Below are 16,018 nucleotides of genomic sequence, written 5' to 3'. Positions count from 1 at the left end.
CACCATGGCGTCCCGTGATGCGAGCAATCAGGAACCTCGCACGTCCAAGCGCTGGCTCAAGGATCTGGCCGCCGGCGAGCGCCGGCGGCTGACCCTGGCTACCCTGGCCGGCCTGGGGGGCGGGCTGTGCACCATCGTACAGATGCTGCTGCTGGCACTGATCATCGACCGACTACTGACCGGCGTCCCCGAGGCGCCGGTCGGCGCGCTCTTTGTCGCGCTGATTGCCGTGCTGGGGCTTCGCGCCCTGGCGCAGTGGGTCCAGGACACCACCGCCCAGGCGGCCAGCCTGGCCATTCGGGCTCGCGCACGGGCAGCCCTGCTCGATCAGTTGGCGGCGCTGGGCCCGGTGCGGCTGGCGTCGCGCCACTCGGCGGGCCTTGGCAGCCAGCTGGTCGAGCAGGTCGAGGCGCTGGACGGCTATTTCGCCCGCTTCCTGCCGCAATTGCGCCTGGCCACGGCGCTGCCGCTGGTCATCCTTGCCATCGTGTTGAGCCTCGATTGGTTGGCGGCGGTATTCCTGCTGCTGGCCGCGCCGCTGATTCCGCTGTTCATGGCCCTGGTGGGCATGGGTGCCCAGCGCCTCAATCAGGCGCAGTTCGCCGCCGTGACAAGGCTCTCGGGCCACTTCCTCGATCGGGTGCGGGGCATCACCACGCTGCAGCTCTTCGGGCGCACGGCCAGTGCCGCCGATGAGGTGTTCGGGGCCGCCGATGACTATCGCGCCCGCAGCATGAAGACCCTGCGCCTCGCCTTCCTGTCCTCGGCGGTGCTCGAGTTCTTCGCCTCGGTGGCCATCGCGGTGATCGCGATCTATGTGGGCTTCGGCCTGCTGGGCTACATCGACTATGGCCCTTCGGCGTCGCTGACGCTTTACAGTGGCCTGACGATCCTCTTGCTGGCGCCGGAGTTCTTCCAGCCGCTGCGCAGCCTCTCTCAGCATTATCATGACCGTGCCGCGGCCCTCGGCGCCGCCGAGGCGCTGGTGGTGCTTCTCAACGAGACGCCGCCAGCGTCGGCCGAGATGCGCCCCGAAGGAAGGACGCATGCTGACGTCCCGGTGCGTCTGATAGATGCCTGCGTCGAGCATGCGGGGCGTGGTCGGGTGCTGGGTCCTGTGTCCCTCGAGGTGCGCCGCGGCGAGGTCATCGCCCTGACCGGTCCCTCGGGAGCCGGCAAGTCGACCCTGTTGCAGCTGATTGCTGGTTTCGTGGCGCCGAGTGCGGGGCGAGCGGAGGTCATGTCTGAGGCGCGGCCGGCCTGGATGGATCAGCGCCCACTGGTGATTCAGGGCACGATCGCCGACAACCTGCGACTCGCCGATACGCAGGCGAGTGATGACGCCATGCGACAAGCGCTTCAACGGGCCGGGTTGGCCGAGTTGCTCTCGCGCCTGCCGGCGGGGCTCGAGACCCCCATCGGGGAGCGCGGAGCCGGGCTCTCCGGCGGCCAGGCGCAGCGGCTGGCACTGGCGAGAGTCTTTCTCAGCGATGCGTCGCTGGTGCTGCTCGACGAGCCGACCGCGAGCCTGGATGAGGCCAGCGAGGCCGAGGTGGCGGCATCGCTTGCCCGACTCACCGAGGAGGGGCGAACCCTGGTGATCGCCACCCATCACCCCGCCCTGATGGTGCTTGCGGATCGGGTGGTGCGCCTCGAGGCCGGGCAGCGGGTCGAGGAGGAAAGCGCATGAGGTCTTTGATGAGCGATCTGATAAGCGAGCTGCGCCCCTGGCTCAAGCTGCTGGCGAGGCGGCGGGCGCGCATGGCGCTGGGCGCCCTGCTGCTGGCGCTGACGGTGGGGGCGGCGATTGGTTTGCTGGCACTCTCCGGCTGGTTCATCACCGCCACCGCCCTGACCGGGGCGCTGCTGGCCGCCGGCGTGGCGGCGAGCCTCGAGGTCTATGCCCCCGGCGGCGGCATCCGCTCCTTCGCGGTCCTGCGCACCGTCGCCCGCTATCTGGAGCGGGTCTACAACCATGACAGCGTGCTGCGTCTGCTCGCCGAACTGCGCAGCGGCATGTTCGCGGTACTGGCCCGCCTCGACGCCCGAGCCCTTGGCCAGCGACGGGCCAGCGAATGGCTTAACCGGCTGACCGCCGATATCGACACCCTGGACAGCCTCTATCTGCGCTTATTGGCCCCGCCGCTGGTGGCGCTGCTGGCGATCGCCCTGGTCAGCGGGCTGCTGGGCATCTTCCTGTTGTCGGCGGGCCTTTCGGTCGGTGCCATGCTGCTCGCGCTGTGGGCCTGGCTGGTCGTCGGTCAGGCCAGGCTGGGCATGGCCGCCAGCACCCGGCGGGTGGCGACCCTCGACCGACTTCGGGGGCGTATTCTCGAGACCCTGCAGGGCCTCGCCGAGCTCAAGAGCTACGACACCCTGGCCAGCCACCGTACGCGTATCGAGGAGGATCAGTCGGTGCTCTATGCCGATCAGTGGCACCTGGGGCGGATAGCCGCCTTGGGCAACGCTCTGGTCGGACTCGGGGTTGGTCTGGCGGCCGTGCTGGTGCTGTGGCTGGGTGCCGAGGCGTATCGGGCAGAGGCCCTGTCCGGACCCCTGATGGTGATGATGCCGCTGGCCGTGCTGGCCATGGGGGAGGCGCTGGGGGCGCTGCCGACCGCGCTGACGGCGCTGGGGGCGACCCGCGCCGCGGCGCGACGCCTCAATACCCTGGGGCGATCGCGCAGCGTGCTCACCGAGCCCGAGGCGCCTCTGGCGCTCCCCGGGGGGGCGCCGACGCTGCGTCTTCACAACGTCACCCTTAAGTACCCGGGGGCGCTGACCCCGGCGCTCGCCGGGCTCGATCTCCGCCTCGAGGCCGGTGAGCGCCTGGCGCTGCTCGGGACCTCCGGTGCGGGCAAGTCGAGCGTGGCGGCGCTGCTGGTGCGCCTGCTAGATCCCGATCGGGGCGAGGTGCGGCGCGATGACGTCTTGCTCGGCGACCTGGCCCTCGATGACCTGCGCACCCGCACGACCTATCTCACCCAGCACAGCGAGCTCTTCGACGACAGCCTCGCCGCCAACCTGCGCCTGGCCGCGCCCGATGCCGAGGAGGCCGCGCTGTGGAGAGTGCTTCAGCTCGTGGAGCTGGCCGCCTGGGCGCGCGAACTGCCCCAGGGACTTGCGACGCGGGTCGGCGAGGGCGGCCGGCAGCTGTCCGGCGGCCAGGCGCGGCGCCTGGTACTCGCGCGCGTGCTGCTGCTGGAGGCGCCGCTGGTGATCCTCGATGAGCCCTTCGCCGGGCTTGATCGTTCGATGGCGTCGCGCATCGCCGAGCGCCTGGATACCTGGCTTGCCGGGCGCACGGTGCTCTATCTGGTGCATCAGCTGCGCCACGATGGCAGCGATCCGCCGGGGGTCACCCGGACCTTGACGCTGCGTGAGGGTCGGCTCGTCTGAGGCCACTGTCGGTCATCCGGGCAAAGGCTTTGCGCGGATGACCGACTTGCCCCACGATAGGCGCAAGACTGATTGGAGAGCCCCATGCACGACTTCCTGACCCGCCTGCCGAAGGCCGAGCTGCACCTGCATATCGAAGGCTCCCTGGAGCCCGAGCTGATGTTTGCCTTGGCCCAACGTAATGACGTGGTCCTGCCCTATGCCTCGGTAGAGGCGGTGCGGGCCGCCTACGACTTCGACGACCTGCAGTCGTTCCTGAATCTCTATTATCAGGGCATGGCGGTGCTGCGGACCGCCGAGGACTTCTTCGATCTGGCCATGGACTACTTCCGCCGCGCCCACGGCGAAGGGGTGGTGCACGTCGAGCTGTCCTTTGACCCCCAGGCGCATCTGAGCCGTGGCATCGGACTGGATGTCCAGATGGAGGGCCTGACCCGGGCCATGCGCCTGGCCGAGCGTGAGCTCGATCTCTCCACGGCGCTGATCATGAGTTTCCTGCGGGATCGCTCCGCCGAGGAGGCCATGCAGGTGCTCGAGCAGGCCGCTCCCTACTGGGAGCTGATCGATGCGGTGGGGCTCGACAGCGCCGAACTTGGCCATCCGCCGGGGAAGTTCGCCGCCGTCTTCGATCGCGCCAAGGCGCTGGGGCTGCCGCGGGTCGCCCATGCCGGCGAAGAGGGGCCGGCGAGCTATATCCGCGAGGCCATGGACGTGCTGGATGTCTGCCGCATCGACCACGGCGTGCGCTGCCTCGAGGACCCGGCGCTGGTCGCGGAGCTGATCGAGCGTCGCCTGCCGCTGACCGTCTGTCCGCTCTCCAACGTGCGCCTCAAGGTGGTCGAGCGGCTCGATGATCACCCCTTGCCGGCGCTGCTCGAGGCCGGTCTCACCCTGACCCTCAACTCCGATGACCCGGCCTACTTCGGCGGTGGCATGCTTGAAAACTTCCTGGCCTGCCAGCGCGCCTTCGGCTGGTCGGAGGAGACCTTCGTCGCCCTGGCACGCAATGCCCTCGAGGCCGCCTTCATGAGCGAGGCGCGTCGCGAGACCTTGCTCAAGCGCCTGGCCGCGGTGTCCGGCTGAGGCGCGCGTCCCATGTCGTCCACGTCACGCCTGGCCACGCTGTCATCAAGGCGCACCCTGGCGAGCCTCGGGCTCATCCTGTTGGCGCTGCTGGCCTGGATGCCTCTGCCCGAGGCGCTGGCCGCGAGCACCCTCGATGCCACCCTGGCCAGCGCCTTTCAGAGCTTCGCCCTCGCCAAGGCATTGAATGCGGTGATCTCGGTGCTGCAGTCGGTGACCGGTGATGCCCTGCTGGTGCAGGTCCAGTTCGGCGAGGTGCTCGACCCCGCCAACGACATGATCGAGCGCTTCTCCTGGGTGATGTTTGCCTCCACCGTGTCGCTGGCCTTTCAGAAGCTACTGCTGGGTGTGGCCGGCAGCGTGCCGGTCAAGGTGGTGCTGTCGATGGCCTGCCTGGGGCTGCTGGCGGTGCTGCAGGCCGGCAAGTCGCGCTGGCGAGCCATCGCCGGCCGACTGGTGATCATCGCCGCCTTCCTGCGGTTCGCAGTCATTGCGGTGACCCTGGCCAGCGCCAGCGTCGAAGCGCTGTACCTGGCCGACAGTCGGGAGGCACTCTATTCAGCGCTTGAGCAAGATCAGGCGGTGCTCGAGCGGATCGCCGATGAGGCAACACCCGGGGGCCTGGAGAGTGAGGTAGGCGGGCAGGGCTCCGCCGAACAGGGCTGGTGGCAGGGGCTCAAGGAGCGTCTGGGGAGCGGTGTGAATGACCGGGTTCAGGCGGCCATGGATCGCTTCGATGCCATGACCCAGAACCTCGTCGAGCTGACCATGCTGTTCCTCGTGCAGACCATGCTCTTGCCACTGGGCTTTCTCTACCTCAGCTATCGCGGCGCACGCACCCTCGCCGCCGGTATCGCCGCAGCCCCGCGCCGCCTGGCCTCGCCAACCGACGACTGAGTCGCCTGTCTCGGTCCCTTCTCCCTTCCTGATGGCTGGATAGGCCCTGCGCCGAGCGTTCTTCGCTCGGCGCATTCCGTCGCTCTCGCGCCGAACACGCACTCGCCGCCGGCATCAGGCCCTGTGCCAGTCGCCTTCCAACCGAAACTGGCGAAGGACGACTGGCCGTGGACGCAGCCGGAGATGGGGCCGGCCTGAGTTGCTATCCTTGCGCTCACGGACACAGCGAAGCGAAAGCCTGGCAGGGAGGTCGGTATCACATGCAGTGGCTCAACCAGAATTCCGGGGCGATCAGCGCCCTCACCGGCATCCTGACACTGCTGGTATGGCTCTTCTATGCGCAACTGCTCTACAACGGGTATATCCGCCAGCGTCGGCCTCGCATCATCATCAACCGCGGTAGCGGCAAGAACCTGACCTCCCTGTGCCTTATCAGCAACATGAGCGCTGAGGCGATCTTCGTTCAGCATATCATTGCCGTTCTCGAGACCGAGGAGGGCGAGAAGCAGCTCGATATCGTCGACTATCAGCGATCCGGGGACGAGGAGCAGCAATACCGTAGCCATCAGGGGCCTCTCGACTCGGGGGCCTACTTGCACGTGGGGAGCTTCAGGCAAATCCTTGAGCACCTCACCGATCACCACGGGCTCAACGACGACGGCAAGGAGGCTTTGTCACGAAGGGCGTATAGGGCCCTCGAGATCAGAGTCGTCGCTATCTATGGCTCCGAGGACAATCCCATCGGGGCACGACGGCGTTTCCGGCTGGATCCGGAGGGCGACGACTGTCGACTCATCCCAGATGGTCTGGACACCCAGCGACTCGCCAGTCGCCGCCAACGTCACCGGATCAGGCAGTGGATGCAGGAGCTATAAGCGAATCACCGTGTGCCGTCGCTCTCGCGCCGGTGCACGCATTCTCCGCCGGCCCAGGTGGCGAAGACGCTGCGATCATCGCCGAGCATCATCAGTGCGAACAGCAGCTCGCCGAGCCTTGCCTGATCGAGGCTATCTGGCTTGCCGATGCGCGCCGTGCGCCGGGCCAGGAGTGGCGTGGCCGCCGGGTCGAGCACCACGATATCGGCCTCCTGGCCCGGGCGCAGGGCGCCGATGTGTTGATCGAGTCGCAGGGCCCGGGCATTGCCAAGGGTCAGGCGGTAGAAGCCCTGCCAGGCAGTCAGTGGCTGGCCGAGCAGCTGTCCGACCTGATAGGCGGCCTTGAGGGTGGCGAAGCCGGAAAGATCCGTGCCGGCGCCCACGTCGCTGGCGAGGCTGGTGGCGAGTCCCGCTTCCCGGCAGGCCAGCCGATCGAAGAGGCCGCTGCCGAGAAACAGGTTCGAGGTCGGGCAGAAGGCGATATTGGCGCCGGCCCCGGCCAGGCGTTCGCGCATGGGCTGATCCAGGTGAATACCGTGGGCGAAGGTACTGCGGGGACCGGCCAGGCCAAAGCGCTCGTAGACGTCGAGGTAGTCCCGGGCCTCGGGGAAGAGCTCGGCGACCCAGGCGATCTCGCCGATGTTCTCGGCCAGGTGTGTCTGCAGGTGAAGATCCGGCGCGGCGCGCAGGATGGCGCCGGTGGCCTCGAGCTGCGCCCGCGTGGATGTCGGGGCGAAACGCGGCGTCAGCGAATAACCGAGCCGGTCATTGCCGTGCCAATCGGCGATCAGCCGCTCGCTGTCGGCCACACCGCTGGCCACGCTGTCAGTGAGCGCGTCGGGCGCGTTGCGATCCATCAGCACCTTGCCGGCCAGCATGCGCAGCCCTCGGCGTCGGGCGGCGCTGAAGAAGGCATCCACCGATTGGGGGTGCGAGCTGCAGAACACCTGGGCAGTGGTGGTGCCGACCCGCAGCTGCTCGTCGAGGAAGGCCTCGGCGACGGCCTCGCCGTGGGCGCGCTCGGCGAAGCGGCACTCCTCTGGGAAGGTGTAGTCGTTGAGCCAGTCGAGCAGCTGGCGGCCGTAGGAGGCCAGGATGTCGAGCTGCACGAAGTGCACGTGGCTGTCGATAAACCCCGGCATCAGCAGCTTGCCCGAGTAGTCCACCACCTCGATGCCGGCGGGCAGGCGAGGCGCGAGCTCTGCATAGTCTCCTACCGCATGGACCTTGCCGTCCTCGAGCCACAGGGCGCCGTCCTCGAGATACGACAGGCTGCCCGGCGCCGGGCGGTCGTCTTCACCGGGGTCGTCGAGCAGGCGCACCAGGGGGCCGCGCAGCAGGGCGGGGCGGGGGTCGGTCATGGGGAATCATCTCCAGCGGTCATCAGGGACGTGTTGTGCTGCAGTTATTCTATGAATCTAGGGGGCAAAGAGAGCTAACGGTCCGGGCCGAAGGCCTCGCGTAGCGTCTCGGGGGCGATGCCGCGCCGATCGGACCTGGGGGGCTGATCGGGCGCCAGCGTCAATAGTTCGGCGACCACGGCCAGCGCGATCTCATAGGGGCGCTTGCCGGTGGCGCCGGTGATCCCGATCGGACAACGCACCCGGGCGAGGGTATCTGCCTCATGGCCGGCCTCGGCGAGTCGGCGCTTAAAGCTCGCCCACTTGCTTGAGGAGCCGATCAGGCCGATCGAGGCCAGATCATCACGCCGGAGCAGGGCATCGATGAGCCAAAGATCTTCACTGTGGTCGTGGGTCATCACCAGCGCATCGCTTCCCGGAGGCAGGGCGGCCACGGCGGCGGTCGCCGTCTCCGGTTCATTATCCATCCGGTGCAGTCGCAGCCTGGGCGGCGCCGCCTCGTCGGTGGCCCAAGCCGGAAAGGCGTCGGCGCGGCTGTCCAACCAGTCGAGGCGCCAGGGCAGGGGTGCCATCAGCCCCACGAGCGCCTGGCCGACATGGCCGGCGCCGAACAGGGCGATGCGGCGCTCGGCTCCGGCGAAGGGTTCGATCAGCACGTGCAGGTAACCGCCGCAGCACTGGCCGGAGCGGCCCCCCAGGGGAAAGGCCTCCAGCCGTGGCGCACGCTCGCCTCGTGCCAGCGCCTCCCGGGCGGCCGCGATCACCTGATACTCGAAGCTGCCGCCGCCCAGGGTATCGAAGGTGGCCTCTGCCGTGATCACCATCTTGGTGCCGGGCTCCCGGGGTGTCGAGCCCGCCGCTCCGACGAGGCTCGCCAGCACATGGGGCCGGGCGGCTTCCTGCAGTCGATGCAGGGCGGCGTGCCAGGCCAGGTCATGCCCGGCCAGGTCATGCTCGGCCAGATCAGGTCCGGCCTGGGGGGGCGCGTCAGGCCGAAGCATGCGGTTCGTCCTCCCGAGGCGTGCCAGAGGTGTGTTCACCGGTCTTTTGGCGCAGGGTATCAATGGCCATTAGCACCCGCTCCGGGGTGGCGGGGGTATCCAGCCGCGGGCAATGGCCGGTGGGTGCCAGGCTCGCAAGGGCATCTCGCAGCGCCGACCATACCGAGATCGCCAGCATGAAGGGCGGCTCGCCCACGGCCTTGGAGCGATAGATGCTCGCCTGAGAGTTGGGGTGTCCCTCGAGCAGGGCGACGTTGAAGGTCGCCGGTAGGTCGCCGAAGGCGGGGATCTTGTAGGTGGCGGGGCCGTCGCTGAGCAGCCGGCCGGCGTCATTCCACTTGAGCTCCTCGCTGGTCAGCCACCCCATGCCCTGAATGAAGCCGCCCTCGATCTGACCGATGTCGAGGGCCGGGTTCAGGGAGTCGCCGACGTCATGCAGGATATCCACGCGAGTCACCTGGTACTCGCCGGAGAGGGTATCCACGGCGACCTCGCTCACCGCCGCGCCATAGGCGAAGTAGTAGAAGGGCCGGCCCTTGGCGGCCGCGCGGTCATAGTGGATCAGCGGTGTCGAGTAGAAGCCCTTGGCCGAGAGCGAGACGCGGCCCAGATAGGCTGCTTGCACCAGCTCGCCCCAGGAGATGCGGCAGTTGTCGCCGTCGCCGGCCACCAGCATGCCCCCTTCGAGGCGCAGGTCGTCGCTGTTCAGCCCCGCTTCAGGCCACAGGGTCTCCAGGGCGAAGGCGAAGAGTCGCTCACGCAGCTTAAGTGCCGCGTCGCGGGCCGCCTGGCCGTTGAGGTCGGCGCCGCTGGAGGCCGCGGTGGGCGAGGTGTTGGGTACCTTGTCGGTGCGGGTAGCGCTGATGCGCACGGACGAAAGCTCGAGTCCCAGCTCACGAGCCACTACCTGGCAGACCTTGGTGTGCAGGCCCTGGCCCATCTCGGTGCCGCCATGATTGATCATCACGCTGCCGTCGGTATAGACGTGCAACAGGGCGCCGGCCTGGTTGAGGTGCTTGGCGGTGAAGGAGATGCCGAACTTCACCGGCGTCAGCGCCAGGCCGCGGCGGATGACCGGGCTTTGGGCATTGAAGGCGTCGATCTCGGCACGGCGTGTCCAGTAGTCGCTGCTGGCTTCGAGCCGGCTGATCAGCTCGTGTAGCAGGTCGAGCTGTTCGATGTCCTGGCCGTAGTGGGTCGTGGCGCGTCCCGGGCGATAGAGGTTGCGCTTGCGAATGCTCAGCGGGTCTTCGCCCAGGCGGTGGGCGATGTCGTCCATCGCCTGCTCGATGAGCATCATGCCCTGGGGGCCACCGAAACCGCGAAAGGCGGTGTTCGAGGCGGTATGGGTGCGCGCCCGGTGGCCGGTAACCCGCGCCGCGCCCAGCGAGTAGGCATTGTCGGCGTGGAACATGGCCCGATCGACGATCGCCTCGGACAGATCCGGCGAGAAGCCGCAGTCGCCGATCAGGGTCATGTCACCGCCCTGGATCACGCCGTTGTCGTCCACCGCCAACCGATAGCGGCTGTGGAAGGAGTGGCGCTTGCCGGTGAGGCGCATGTCATCGCTTCGAGAAAGCCGCAGGCGGGTCGGGCGCTGGGTGCGCCGGGCGAAGAGGGCAGCGATGCAGGCCCAGGGGGAGGCCTGGGTCTCCTTGCCGCCGAAGCCACCGCCCATCCGGCGCACCTCCACGGTCACCGCATGGAAGGGGATGCCCAGCACCTCGGCAACCAGCTTCTGCGTCTCGCTGGGGTGCTGGTTCGAGGTATGCACCACCACGCCCTCGTCCTCGCTGGGGGTGACCAGGCAGGCCTGGCCTTCCAGGTAGAAGTGTTCCTGGCCGCCGACGAACTGTTCGCCCTCGATGACATGAGGCGCACTCGCGAGGGACCGCTGCCAGTCGCCGGATTGCTGTACGTGGGTGGGGCGCACCACATCATCCCGCGCGGCGGCGGCCACCGGGTCGAGGCTCGCCGGTTGCTCGTCGATTTCGATGATCGCGGCCCTGGCCGCGCGGCGCGCAGCGTCGTGGCTCTCGGCGGCCACTGCGAACAGGCACTGGCCGGCGTAGCTGATCTCGTGATCGACGAAGATCGGGTCGCCCGGGAAGACCGGGCCGATATCGGTGTGGCCGGGTACCTCATGGATCGTGATCACGTCCACCACGCCTGGCATGGCCCGCACCGGATCCAGATCCAGTCGTCTCAGGCGTCCATGAGCCACCGGGGAAATCCCGATGGCCACATGCAGTGCATTGGCCGGGGCCGGCAGGTCGTCTATATAGGCCGCCCGGCCGGTGACGTGCTTGATGGCGCTCTCGTGTTGCTGGGCCGCCTTGGCGTCGACCCTCTTGGCACTGACGCTCTTGGTATCGACAGCCGTCACGTCGCACGCGGTGTCGGACGGGGAAGAAGAAGCGGAAGATAGCCTAGTCAGCGTACGCATCGAGAGTCACCTGTTGTGCAGCCGGGGTGTCTGGGATGTCCGCGGCTGGGGCCTCCGCGGTGGGCGAAAGAGCGGCCATGACCGTGAGCCGCAGTCGCTCGAGCAGGTTGGCGGCGGCGAGCCGGCGATAGTCGCTTGAGCCGCGGATGTCGCTCAGCGGCTGGAAGTCATCCTCGAGCGCTCGCCTGGCGGCCGCGAAGATCGACTCGGAAGGGGGTTGACCTTCGAGGGCGGCCTCGGCCCCCCGGGCGCGGGCGGGAATCGCCGCCATGCCGCCGAAGGCCAGCCGGACGTCGCGGAGTCGGCCGCCCTCGAGCTGCCAGCCGAAGGCGCCGAGCACCGCCGAGATATCGTCCTCGCGGCGCTTGGAGAGCTTCCAGACCTTGAGCTGGCGCCCCTCGGGCAACCAGGGCAGCACGATCTCGCGCAGCACCTCTTGGGGCTTCAGTGCCGTCTGGCGGTAATCGAGGAAGAAGTCCTGAGCCGGCAGTTCGCGGGCCCTCTCAGGGCCGTCAAGGATCAGGGTGGCGTCCAGAGCCAGTAGCACCGGCGGGCCGTCACCGATCGGCGAGGCGTTGGCGACGTTGCCGCCCAGGGTCGCCCGATGACGAATCTGCGAGGAGGCGAAGCGATGCAGTAGCCGGGCGAACGCCGGGAAGTGAGTCTCGAGAGACGGCTTGAGGCGGGCATAGGGGACGGCGGCGCCGATGCGCAGTCCGTCGTCGTGTTCCTCGAGCACCTGGAGTTCCGCCACATCGCGCAGGTCGATCAGTTCGGAAAGTATCTTGAGCTGCTGGGTGCGTTCGAGCCACAGGTCGGTGGCGCCGGCGACCAGACGCGCCTCGGGGTGGAGTCGGCGCAGCACGTGAAAGGCCGCGAGGCTCGCGGGGCGATGATAACTCCCCTCAGCGGCTTGGGCGGGCAGGGGTGTGCCAGGTGCCTCGGTCCCACCTTGGGCACTGGCCGCCACTCGGGCGGGCAGGCTCTCGTCGATTGCCCAGGCGGGGGTGGTCTCGGGAGGCCGGGCCGGGTAGGCCAGCATGGTCTGGGCGGCGTCGCGGATCGGCCGATAACCGGTGCAGCGGCACAGGTTGCCGCCCAGGGCGGCCTCAAGGCGTGCTTGAGAGAAGGGGGCAAGCGAGGCTTGCTGACGCTCGGCCTCATCGAGGGTGGTCTCATAAAGTGTAAACAGCGACATCACGATGCCCGGCGTGCAGAAGCCGCACTGGCTGGCATGACAGTCGACCATGGCGGCCTGGGCGGGGTGCAAGGCCTCTCCCCGGGCAAGGCCCTCGACGGTGACCAGGTGACAGCCCTTGAGCTGATGGGCCGGCAGGATGCAGGCATTGGCGTTATGGTAGCGAAGACCGCCTTGCCCATCGATCTCGCCGATCGCCACGGTGCAGGCGCCGCAGTCGCCGGAGGCACAGCCCTCCTTGGTACCGGTGGCATGGAGGTGTGCGCGCAGCAGTTCCAGCACGCTGGCATCCGGGGGGAGGCCAGCGAGGGACTGGGGCTCGCCGTTGAAGTAGAAGTCGATCATTGCGGTCCCGGCTTGTTATTGTTGGCACATTGCTGCTCTTGACCGATTGGTCAGGTTGATAAAAGAGTGGCGCAAAGTATGCGGCAGTGCAAGAGGATGGGGCGGCGTTGCAGCCCTTGAACGGCTGCGGCAAGCTATCCCCGAGGCCTGCCTGGCGCGCGCGCTGCACGGCGTTTCCTGACCCTAGCCCGAGACCTGCGATGACGGTGATTTCCGATGTTGGCGACCCGCCGACAGGTGCGACTTCTCATTCACGAGCCGAGGCCGGCCCCGACACTCGTGTGCATGCCCATGAGCCTTCGGTTGGGCCCTCGGGTGAGGGGAGTGGCGAGGCCACGGCGACACGTCAGCGCAACGAGCAGGCGATCCTCGAGGCCGCCGAGGAGGTGTTCGCCCGGCACGGCTATCGGGGTGCCAGCGTGCAGGCGATCGCCGAGGCGGCGGGGCTGCCCAAGTCCAACGTGCTCTACTACGTGGGCAGCAAGCGCAGGCTCTATGTGGCGCTGCTGGAGCGGATGATGGCGCGCTGGAACGCGATGCTCGACGACATCCGCGTCGATGATGACCCCGCCGAGGTGTTGGAGGCCTTCATCCGCAGCAAGATGGCGCTGACCCGGGCGCATCCCCGTGGCTCACGGCTGTTCGCCGCCGAGGTGCTCGGTGGCGCGCCCTTCTTGCAGGATTACCTGCGCGGCGACCTGCGAGACTGGGTGCAGGCGCGGGCGCGGGTCTTCGAGCAGTGGGCCGAGCGGGGGCTGATGGATCCGGTGGACCCGGTCTGGCTGATCTTCCTGATCTGGTCGGCGACCCAGCACTACGCCGACTTCGAACCCCAGGTGCTGGGGATCACCGGCCGTGAGGCGCTCAACGAGCAGGATCATCAGGACATTACCGACTTCCTGTGTCAGCTGATCCTCAAGGGCTGCGGTATCCGTCGCTGAGGTGGCCTTACATGCTGCGGAGCTGACCCGGCATACAGGGCCGGTATACAATGGCGGCCCTGTGATGCGGTCGCGAGGGCCGCGTTGTTTCTCTCTTTCAAGGGTGGCGCGCTTTCCCGGGGCGTGACCTAGGCGGACGGCAAGCATGAGCGGCAGTTGGCAGCACGAGCAGCATGGCAGCAGTACCCCGACGGGCAGTCGCGTCAGCGATGAGCAGATCGTCGAGCAGGTCCGGCGTGCGGTGCTGATGCAGCGCCTGCCTCCGGGCACTCGGCTGCCCGAGGTGGCGCTCGGCGAGGCCTTCGGGGTCAGCCGCTCGGTGGTGCGCAAGGCACTGACTCGGCTGGTCGCCAATCATGTGGCGGTGCAGCGGCCCAATCAGGTGGCGCGGGTGGCCTCTCCCGATGTCGACGAGACGCGCGAGATCTTCGCGGCGCGCCGCCTGGTCGAGGGCGAGGTGGTGGCACTGCTCACCGGGTCCTTGTCCCCTACCGTGCAGAAGCGGCTCTCGGCGCTGGCGAAGGCGGAGAAGGCCGCCTTTTCCCTGGGCGACGAGGAGCGGCGCATCGAGGAGTCGCTGGCCTTCCATCACTGCCTGGCCGAGCATTCCCCCAACCGCATTCTTGGCACCATGCTCGGTGATCTGATTCTACGCACCTCCATCGTGATCGCCCTCTACAAGCCGGTGGCCCTCGAGTCCTGCTACCTGGCGGGCGACCACGACGACTTGTTAGCGCAGCTCGTCGCGGGGCAGCCCGATGCCGCCCGTGCCCGCATCCAGACGCACCTGAGCTCCCTCGAGGCGCTGCTGGACCTGAACGCCCCGGCCAGCGCCATCGATCTCGGTGCCCTGTTTGGTCGGGGCGATTAGAGCCGCCCACTGCAGCGGCGGCGTCCTTCCGCGGGTGCCGCTCCCCTCAGACCCTGAATTCCGCCCCTGAACTCAGTCCCTGAACAGCTGCGCCCGTAACGCATAGACGCTGCGCCCCAGCCACTCGTGCAGGGCCTGACTGCTGTGGCGCAGGTGGTAGGCCCGGGGCAGCCAGGCCCGCCAGCCGGCCGGTGGCGGGCTTGAGAATTCGGTGGGGGCGGGCACGACGGCGAGCCCGGCGCGCTCGAATTCCGGTACCGCCCGGGGCAGGTGCCAGGCCTGGGATACCAGGGCCACCCGACTGATGCCCTCCTGCTCAAGCAGCGCGGCGCTGAAGCGAGCGTTCTCTGCCGTGTTGCGGCTCTCAGCCTCCTGCCAGGCGGCCTCCAGGCCGAAGCTTTCTTTTAGCGCCAGAGCCATCAGCGCGGCCTCGGCGCGCTCTTCATCATGCACCCGGCCGCCACTGACCAGCAGGGGCAGGCCGCTTTGGCGGTGCAGTCGGGCGGCATAGCCAAGGCGGCGCCAGGTGGCATTGTTGGGGGCATCTCCCCAGCCGAACTCGGGGCTCTGATAGTCACGTCCACCGCCCAGCACCACAATCGCCTGAGTGGACTCCAGCTCGGCCATCGGCACCGTTGGGTACGGTTCCAGGCCGGCGCGCAACCAGTGGCTGGCGGTGGGGGTAGCGAGCCACAGCAGGCCCCCCACGCCGAGGACCAGCATCGATGCCCCCAGCCAGGGCATTCGGCGCCATAGCAGGACTCCCAGCACGCCCAGCAGCACATTGATGAAGGGGGGTAACAGCAGGTACTTGAGCCAGGTCATGGGCGTCCCTCGTGGTCATTTCTGTTCATTGTTCTAAAGGCTCGGGGTGACGCGCCGCCAAGTGGCCGGAGCGGCTCAGCCGATATCCACTTTATCGGCAAATTCGCATAAATCCTCAATCACGCAGCTGCCGCAGCGCGGCTTGCGCGCCACGCAGGTGTAGCGGCCGTGCAGGATCAGCCAGTGATGGGCATCCTGGCGGAAGTCCCGGGGCACATGGCGCATCAGCTTCTTCTCGACCTCCAGCACGTCTTTGCCGGGGGCGAGGCCGGTACGGTTCGAGACCCTGAAGATGTGGGTATCGACGGCGATGGTCGGCTGGCCGAAGGCGGTGTTGAGGATCACGTTGGCGGTCTTGCGGCCCACCCCGGGCAGCGCTTCCAGGGCCTTGCGGGTGGTTGGCACCTCGCTGCCATGGCGCTCGATCAAGAACCGGCAGGTCTTCATCAGGTTCTCGGCCTTCGTGTTGTAGAGGCCGATGGTCTTGATGTGTTCCTTGAGGCCGTCGAGGCCCAGCGCGAGGATCGCCTCGGGGGTGTTGGCGGCAGGAAAGAGTCGGGCGGTGGCCTTGTTGACCCCCACGTCGGTAGCCTGGGCCGACAGCAGCACCGCGGTGAGCAGTTCGAAGGGGGTCTCCCAGTTGAGCTCGGTGGTGGGCTCAGGGATGTGCTCGCGCAGGCGCGTGAAGATCTCGTAACGTTTCTGGGCGTTCATGGTTCGTCCGTTGTCGTGCCTTGGCGGTTCGGTGGCCGTTGCCATTGCCGTGGTTTCGAGAG

At 68.0% G+C, this 16,018-nt stretch carries 13 protein-coding genes; 7 read left to right on the top strand and 6 right to left on the bottom strand.

Annotation, left to right across the window (positions count from 1 at the left end):
* Positions 1-4: 4 nt before the first annotated feature.
* From cydD to IEJ03_RS08945, 5 genes are all read left to right on the top strand, one after another.
* The gene (cydD, locus tag IEJ03_RS08965) at positions 5-1,690 is read left to right on the top strand and encodes a thiol reductant ABC exporter subunit CydD (RefSeq protein WP_192034541.1); all 1,686 of its coding nucleotides are present in this window, start codon (positions 5-7) and stop codon (positions 1,688-1,690) included.
* Positions 1,691-1,698: 8 nt separating this feature from the next.
* Entirely contained in the window at positions 1,699-3,399 is a 1,701-nt protein-coding gene (gene cydC, locus IEJ03_RS08960) for a thiol reductant ABC exporter subunit CydC (protein ID WP_242457917.1), read from the top strand.
* 84 nt (positions 3,400-3,483) lie between these two features.
* Entirely contained in the window at positions 3,484-4,482 is a 999-nt protein-coding gene (locus tag IEJ03_RS08955; RefSeq protein WP_192034539.1) for an adenosine deaminase, read from the top strand.
* A 12-nt stretch (positions 4,483-4,494) separates the two neighbouring features.
* The gene (locus IEJ03_RS08950) at positions 4,495-5,379 is read left to right on the top strand and encodes a hypothetical protein (protein WP_192034538.1); all 885 of its coding nucleotides are present in this window, start codon (positions 4,495-4,497) and stop codon (positions 5,377-5,379) included.
* A gap of 260 nt (positions 5,380-5,639) precedes the next feature.
* Positions 5,640-6,254, top strand: a complete 615-nt coding sequence (locus IEJ03_RS08945) for a hypothetical protein (protein ID WP_192034537.1) — start codon at positions 5,640-5,642, stop codon at positions 6,252-6,254.
* Between the two features lie 5 nt (positions 6,255-6,259).
* On the opposite strand, the gene guaD is transcribed toward IEJ03_RS08945, so the two are convergent.
* The 4 genes from guaD to xdhA all read right to left on the bottom strand — a co-directional run bounded on the left by guaD (position 6,260) and on the right by xdhA (position 12,605).
* Positions 6,260-7,615 carry a guanine deaminase gene (guaD, locus tag IEJ03_RS08940; RefSeq protein ID WP_192034536.1) on the bottom strand — a complete coding sequence of 452 codons (1,356 nt, stop codon included), beginning with the start codon at positions 7,613-7,615 and terminating at the stop codon, positions 6,260-6,262.
* Between the two features lie 74 nt (positions 7,616-7,689).
* Complete coding sequence (gene xdhC / locus IEJ03_RS08935; protein WP_192034535.1) at positions 7,690-8,616, bottom strand: xanthine dehydrogenase accessory protein XdhC; 927 nt, start codon at positions 8,614-8,616, stop codon at positions 7,690-7,692.
* Positions 8,603-11,062, bottom strand: a complete 2,460-nt coding sequence (xdhB, locus tag IEJ03_RS08930) for a xanthine dehydrogenase molybdopterin binding subunit (protein ID WP_192034534.1) — start codon at positions 11,060-11,062, stop codon at positions 8,603-8,605. The genes xdhC and xdhB overlap by 14 nt, the downstream gene beginning before the upstream one ends.
* Positions 11,046-12,605, bottom strand: a complete 1,560-nt coding sequence (gene xdhA, locus IEJ03_RS08925; RefSeq protein WP_192034533.1) for a xanthine dehydrogenase small subunit — start codon at positions 12,603-12,605, stop codon at positions 11,046-11,048. The genes xdhB and xdhA overlap by 17 nt, the downstream gene beginning before the upstream one ends.
* A 200-nt stretch (positions 12,606-12,805) precedes the next feature.
* Between xdhA and IEJ03_RS08920 the strand changes: the two genes are divergently transcribed.
* On the top strand, positions 12,806-13,546 hold the full coding sequence (locus tag IEJ03_RS08920) for a TetR/AcrR family transcriptional regulator (RefSeq protein WP_192034532.1): 741 nt from the start codon (positions 12,806-12,808) through the stop codon (positions 13,544-13,546).
* 145 nt (positions 13,547-13,691) lie between these two features.
* Positions 13,692-14,417, top strand: coding sequence for a GntR family transcriptional regulator (locus IEJ03_RS08915; protein WP_192034531.1), 726 nt, complete (start codon positions 13,692-13,694; stop codon positions 14,415-14,417).
* 72 nt (positions 14,418-14,489) lie between these two features.
* On the opposite strand, the gene IEJ03_RS08910 is transcribed toward IEJ03_RS08915, so the two are convergent.
* Both IEJ03_RS08910 and nth read right to left on the bottom strand, forming a co-directional pair.
* The gene (locus tag IEJ03_RS08910; protein WP_192034530.1) at positions 14,490-15,242 is read right to left on the bottom strand and encodes a YdcF family protein; all 753 of its coding nucleotides are present in this window, start codon (positions 15,240-15,242) and stop codon (positions 14,490-14,492) included.
* A gap of 75 nt (positions 15,243-15,317) precedes the next feature.
* Positions 15,318-15,956, bottom strand: a complete 639-nt coding sequence (gene nth / locus IEJ03_RS08905; protein WP_192034529.1) for an endonuclease III — start codon at positions 15,954-15,956, stop codon at positions 15,318-15,320.
* Between the last annotated feature and the right edge of the window lie 62 nt (positions 15,957-16,018).

This window comes from Halomonas sp. YLGW01 (assembly GCF_014840935.1).
Lineage (GTDB): Bacteria > Pseudomonadota > Gammaproteobacteria > Pseudomonadales > Halomonadaceae > Onishia.
The sequence above is the reverse complement of the archived record's forward strand: the minus strand, read 5'-3'. Positions and strand labels throughout refer to the sequence as shown.

Excerpts from the sequence above, each read along its gene's own strand:
- xdhA (WP_192034533.1), bottom strand. The coding sequence starts at position 12,605 with ATGATCGACTTCTACTTCAACGGCGAGCCCCAGTCCCTCGCTGGCCTC.
- IEJ03_RS08950 (WP_192034538.1), top strand. The coding sequence starts at position 4,495 with ATGTCGTCCACGTCACGCCTGGCCACGCTGTCATCAAGGCGCACCCTG.
- IEJ03_RS08920 (WP_192034532.1), top strand. The coding sequence starts at position 12,806 with ATGACGGTGATTTCCGATGTTGGCGACCCGCCGACAGGTGCGACTTCT.
- IEJ03_RS08915 (WP_192034531.1), top strand. The coding sequence starts at position 13,692 with ATGAGCGGCAGTTGGCAGCACGAGCAGCATGGCAGCAGTACCCCGACG.
- IEJ03_RS08945 (WP_192034537.1), top strand. The coding sequence starts at position 5,640 with ATGCAGTGGCTCAACCAGAATTCCGGGGCGATCAGCGCCCTCACCGGC.
- guaD (WP_192034536.1), bottom strand. The coding sequence starts at position 7,615 with ATGACCGACCCCCGCCCCGCCCTGCTGCGCGGCCCCCTGGTGCGCCTG.
- xdhC (WP_192034535.1), bottom strand. The coding sequence starts at position 8,616 with ATGCTTCGGCCTGACGCGCCCCCCCAGGCCGGACCTGATCTGGCCGAG.
- IEJ03_RS08910 (WP_192034530.1), bottom strand. The coding sequence starts at position 15,242 with ATGACCTGGCTCAAGTACCTGCTGTTACCCCCCTTCATCAATGTGCTG.
- xdhB (WP_192034534.1), bottom strand. The coding sequence starts at position 11,062 with ATGCGTACGCTGACTAGGCTATCTTCCGCTTCTTCTTCCCCGTCCGAC.
- cydC (WP_242457917.1), top strand. The coding sequence starts at position 1,699 with ATGAGCGATCTGATAAGCGAGCTGCGCCCCTGGCTCAAGCTGCTGGCG.
- cydD (WP_192034541.1), top strand. The coding sequence starts at position 5 with ATGGCGTCCCGTGATGCGAGCAATCAGGAACCTCGCACGTCCAAGCGC.
- IEJ03_RS08955 (WP_192034539.1), top strand. The coding sequence starts at position 3,484 with ATGCACGACTTCCTGACCCGCCTGCCGAAGGCCGAGCTGCACCTGCAT.
- nth (WP_192034529.1), bottom strand. The coding sequence starts at position 15,956 with ATGAACGCCCAGAAACGTTACGAGATCTTCACGCGCCTGCGCGAGCAC.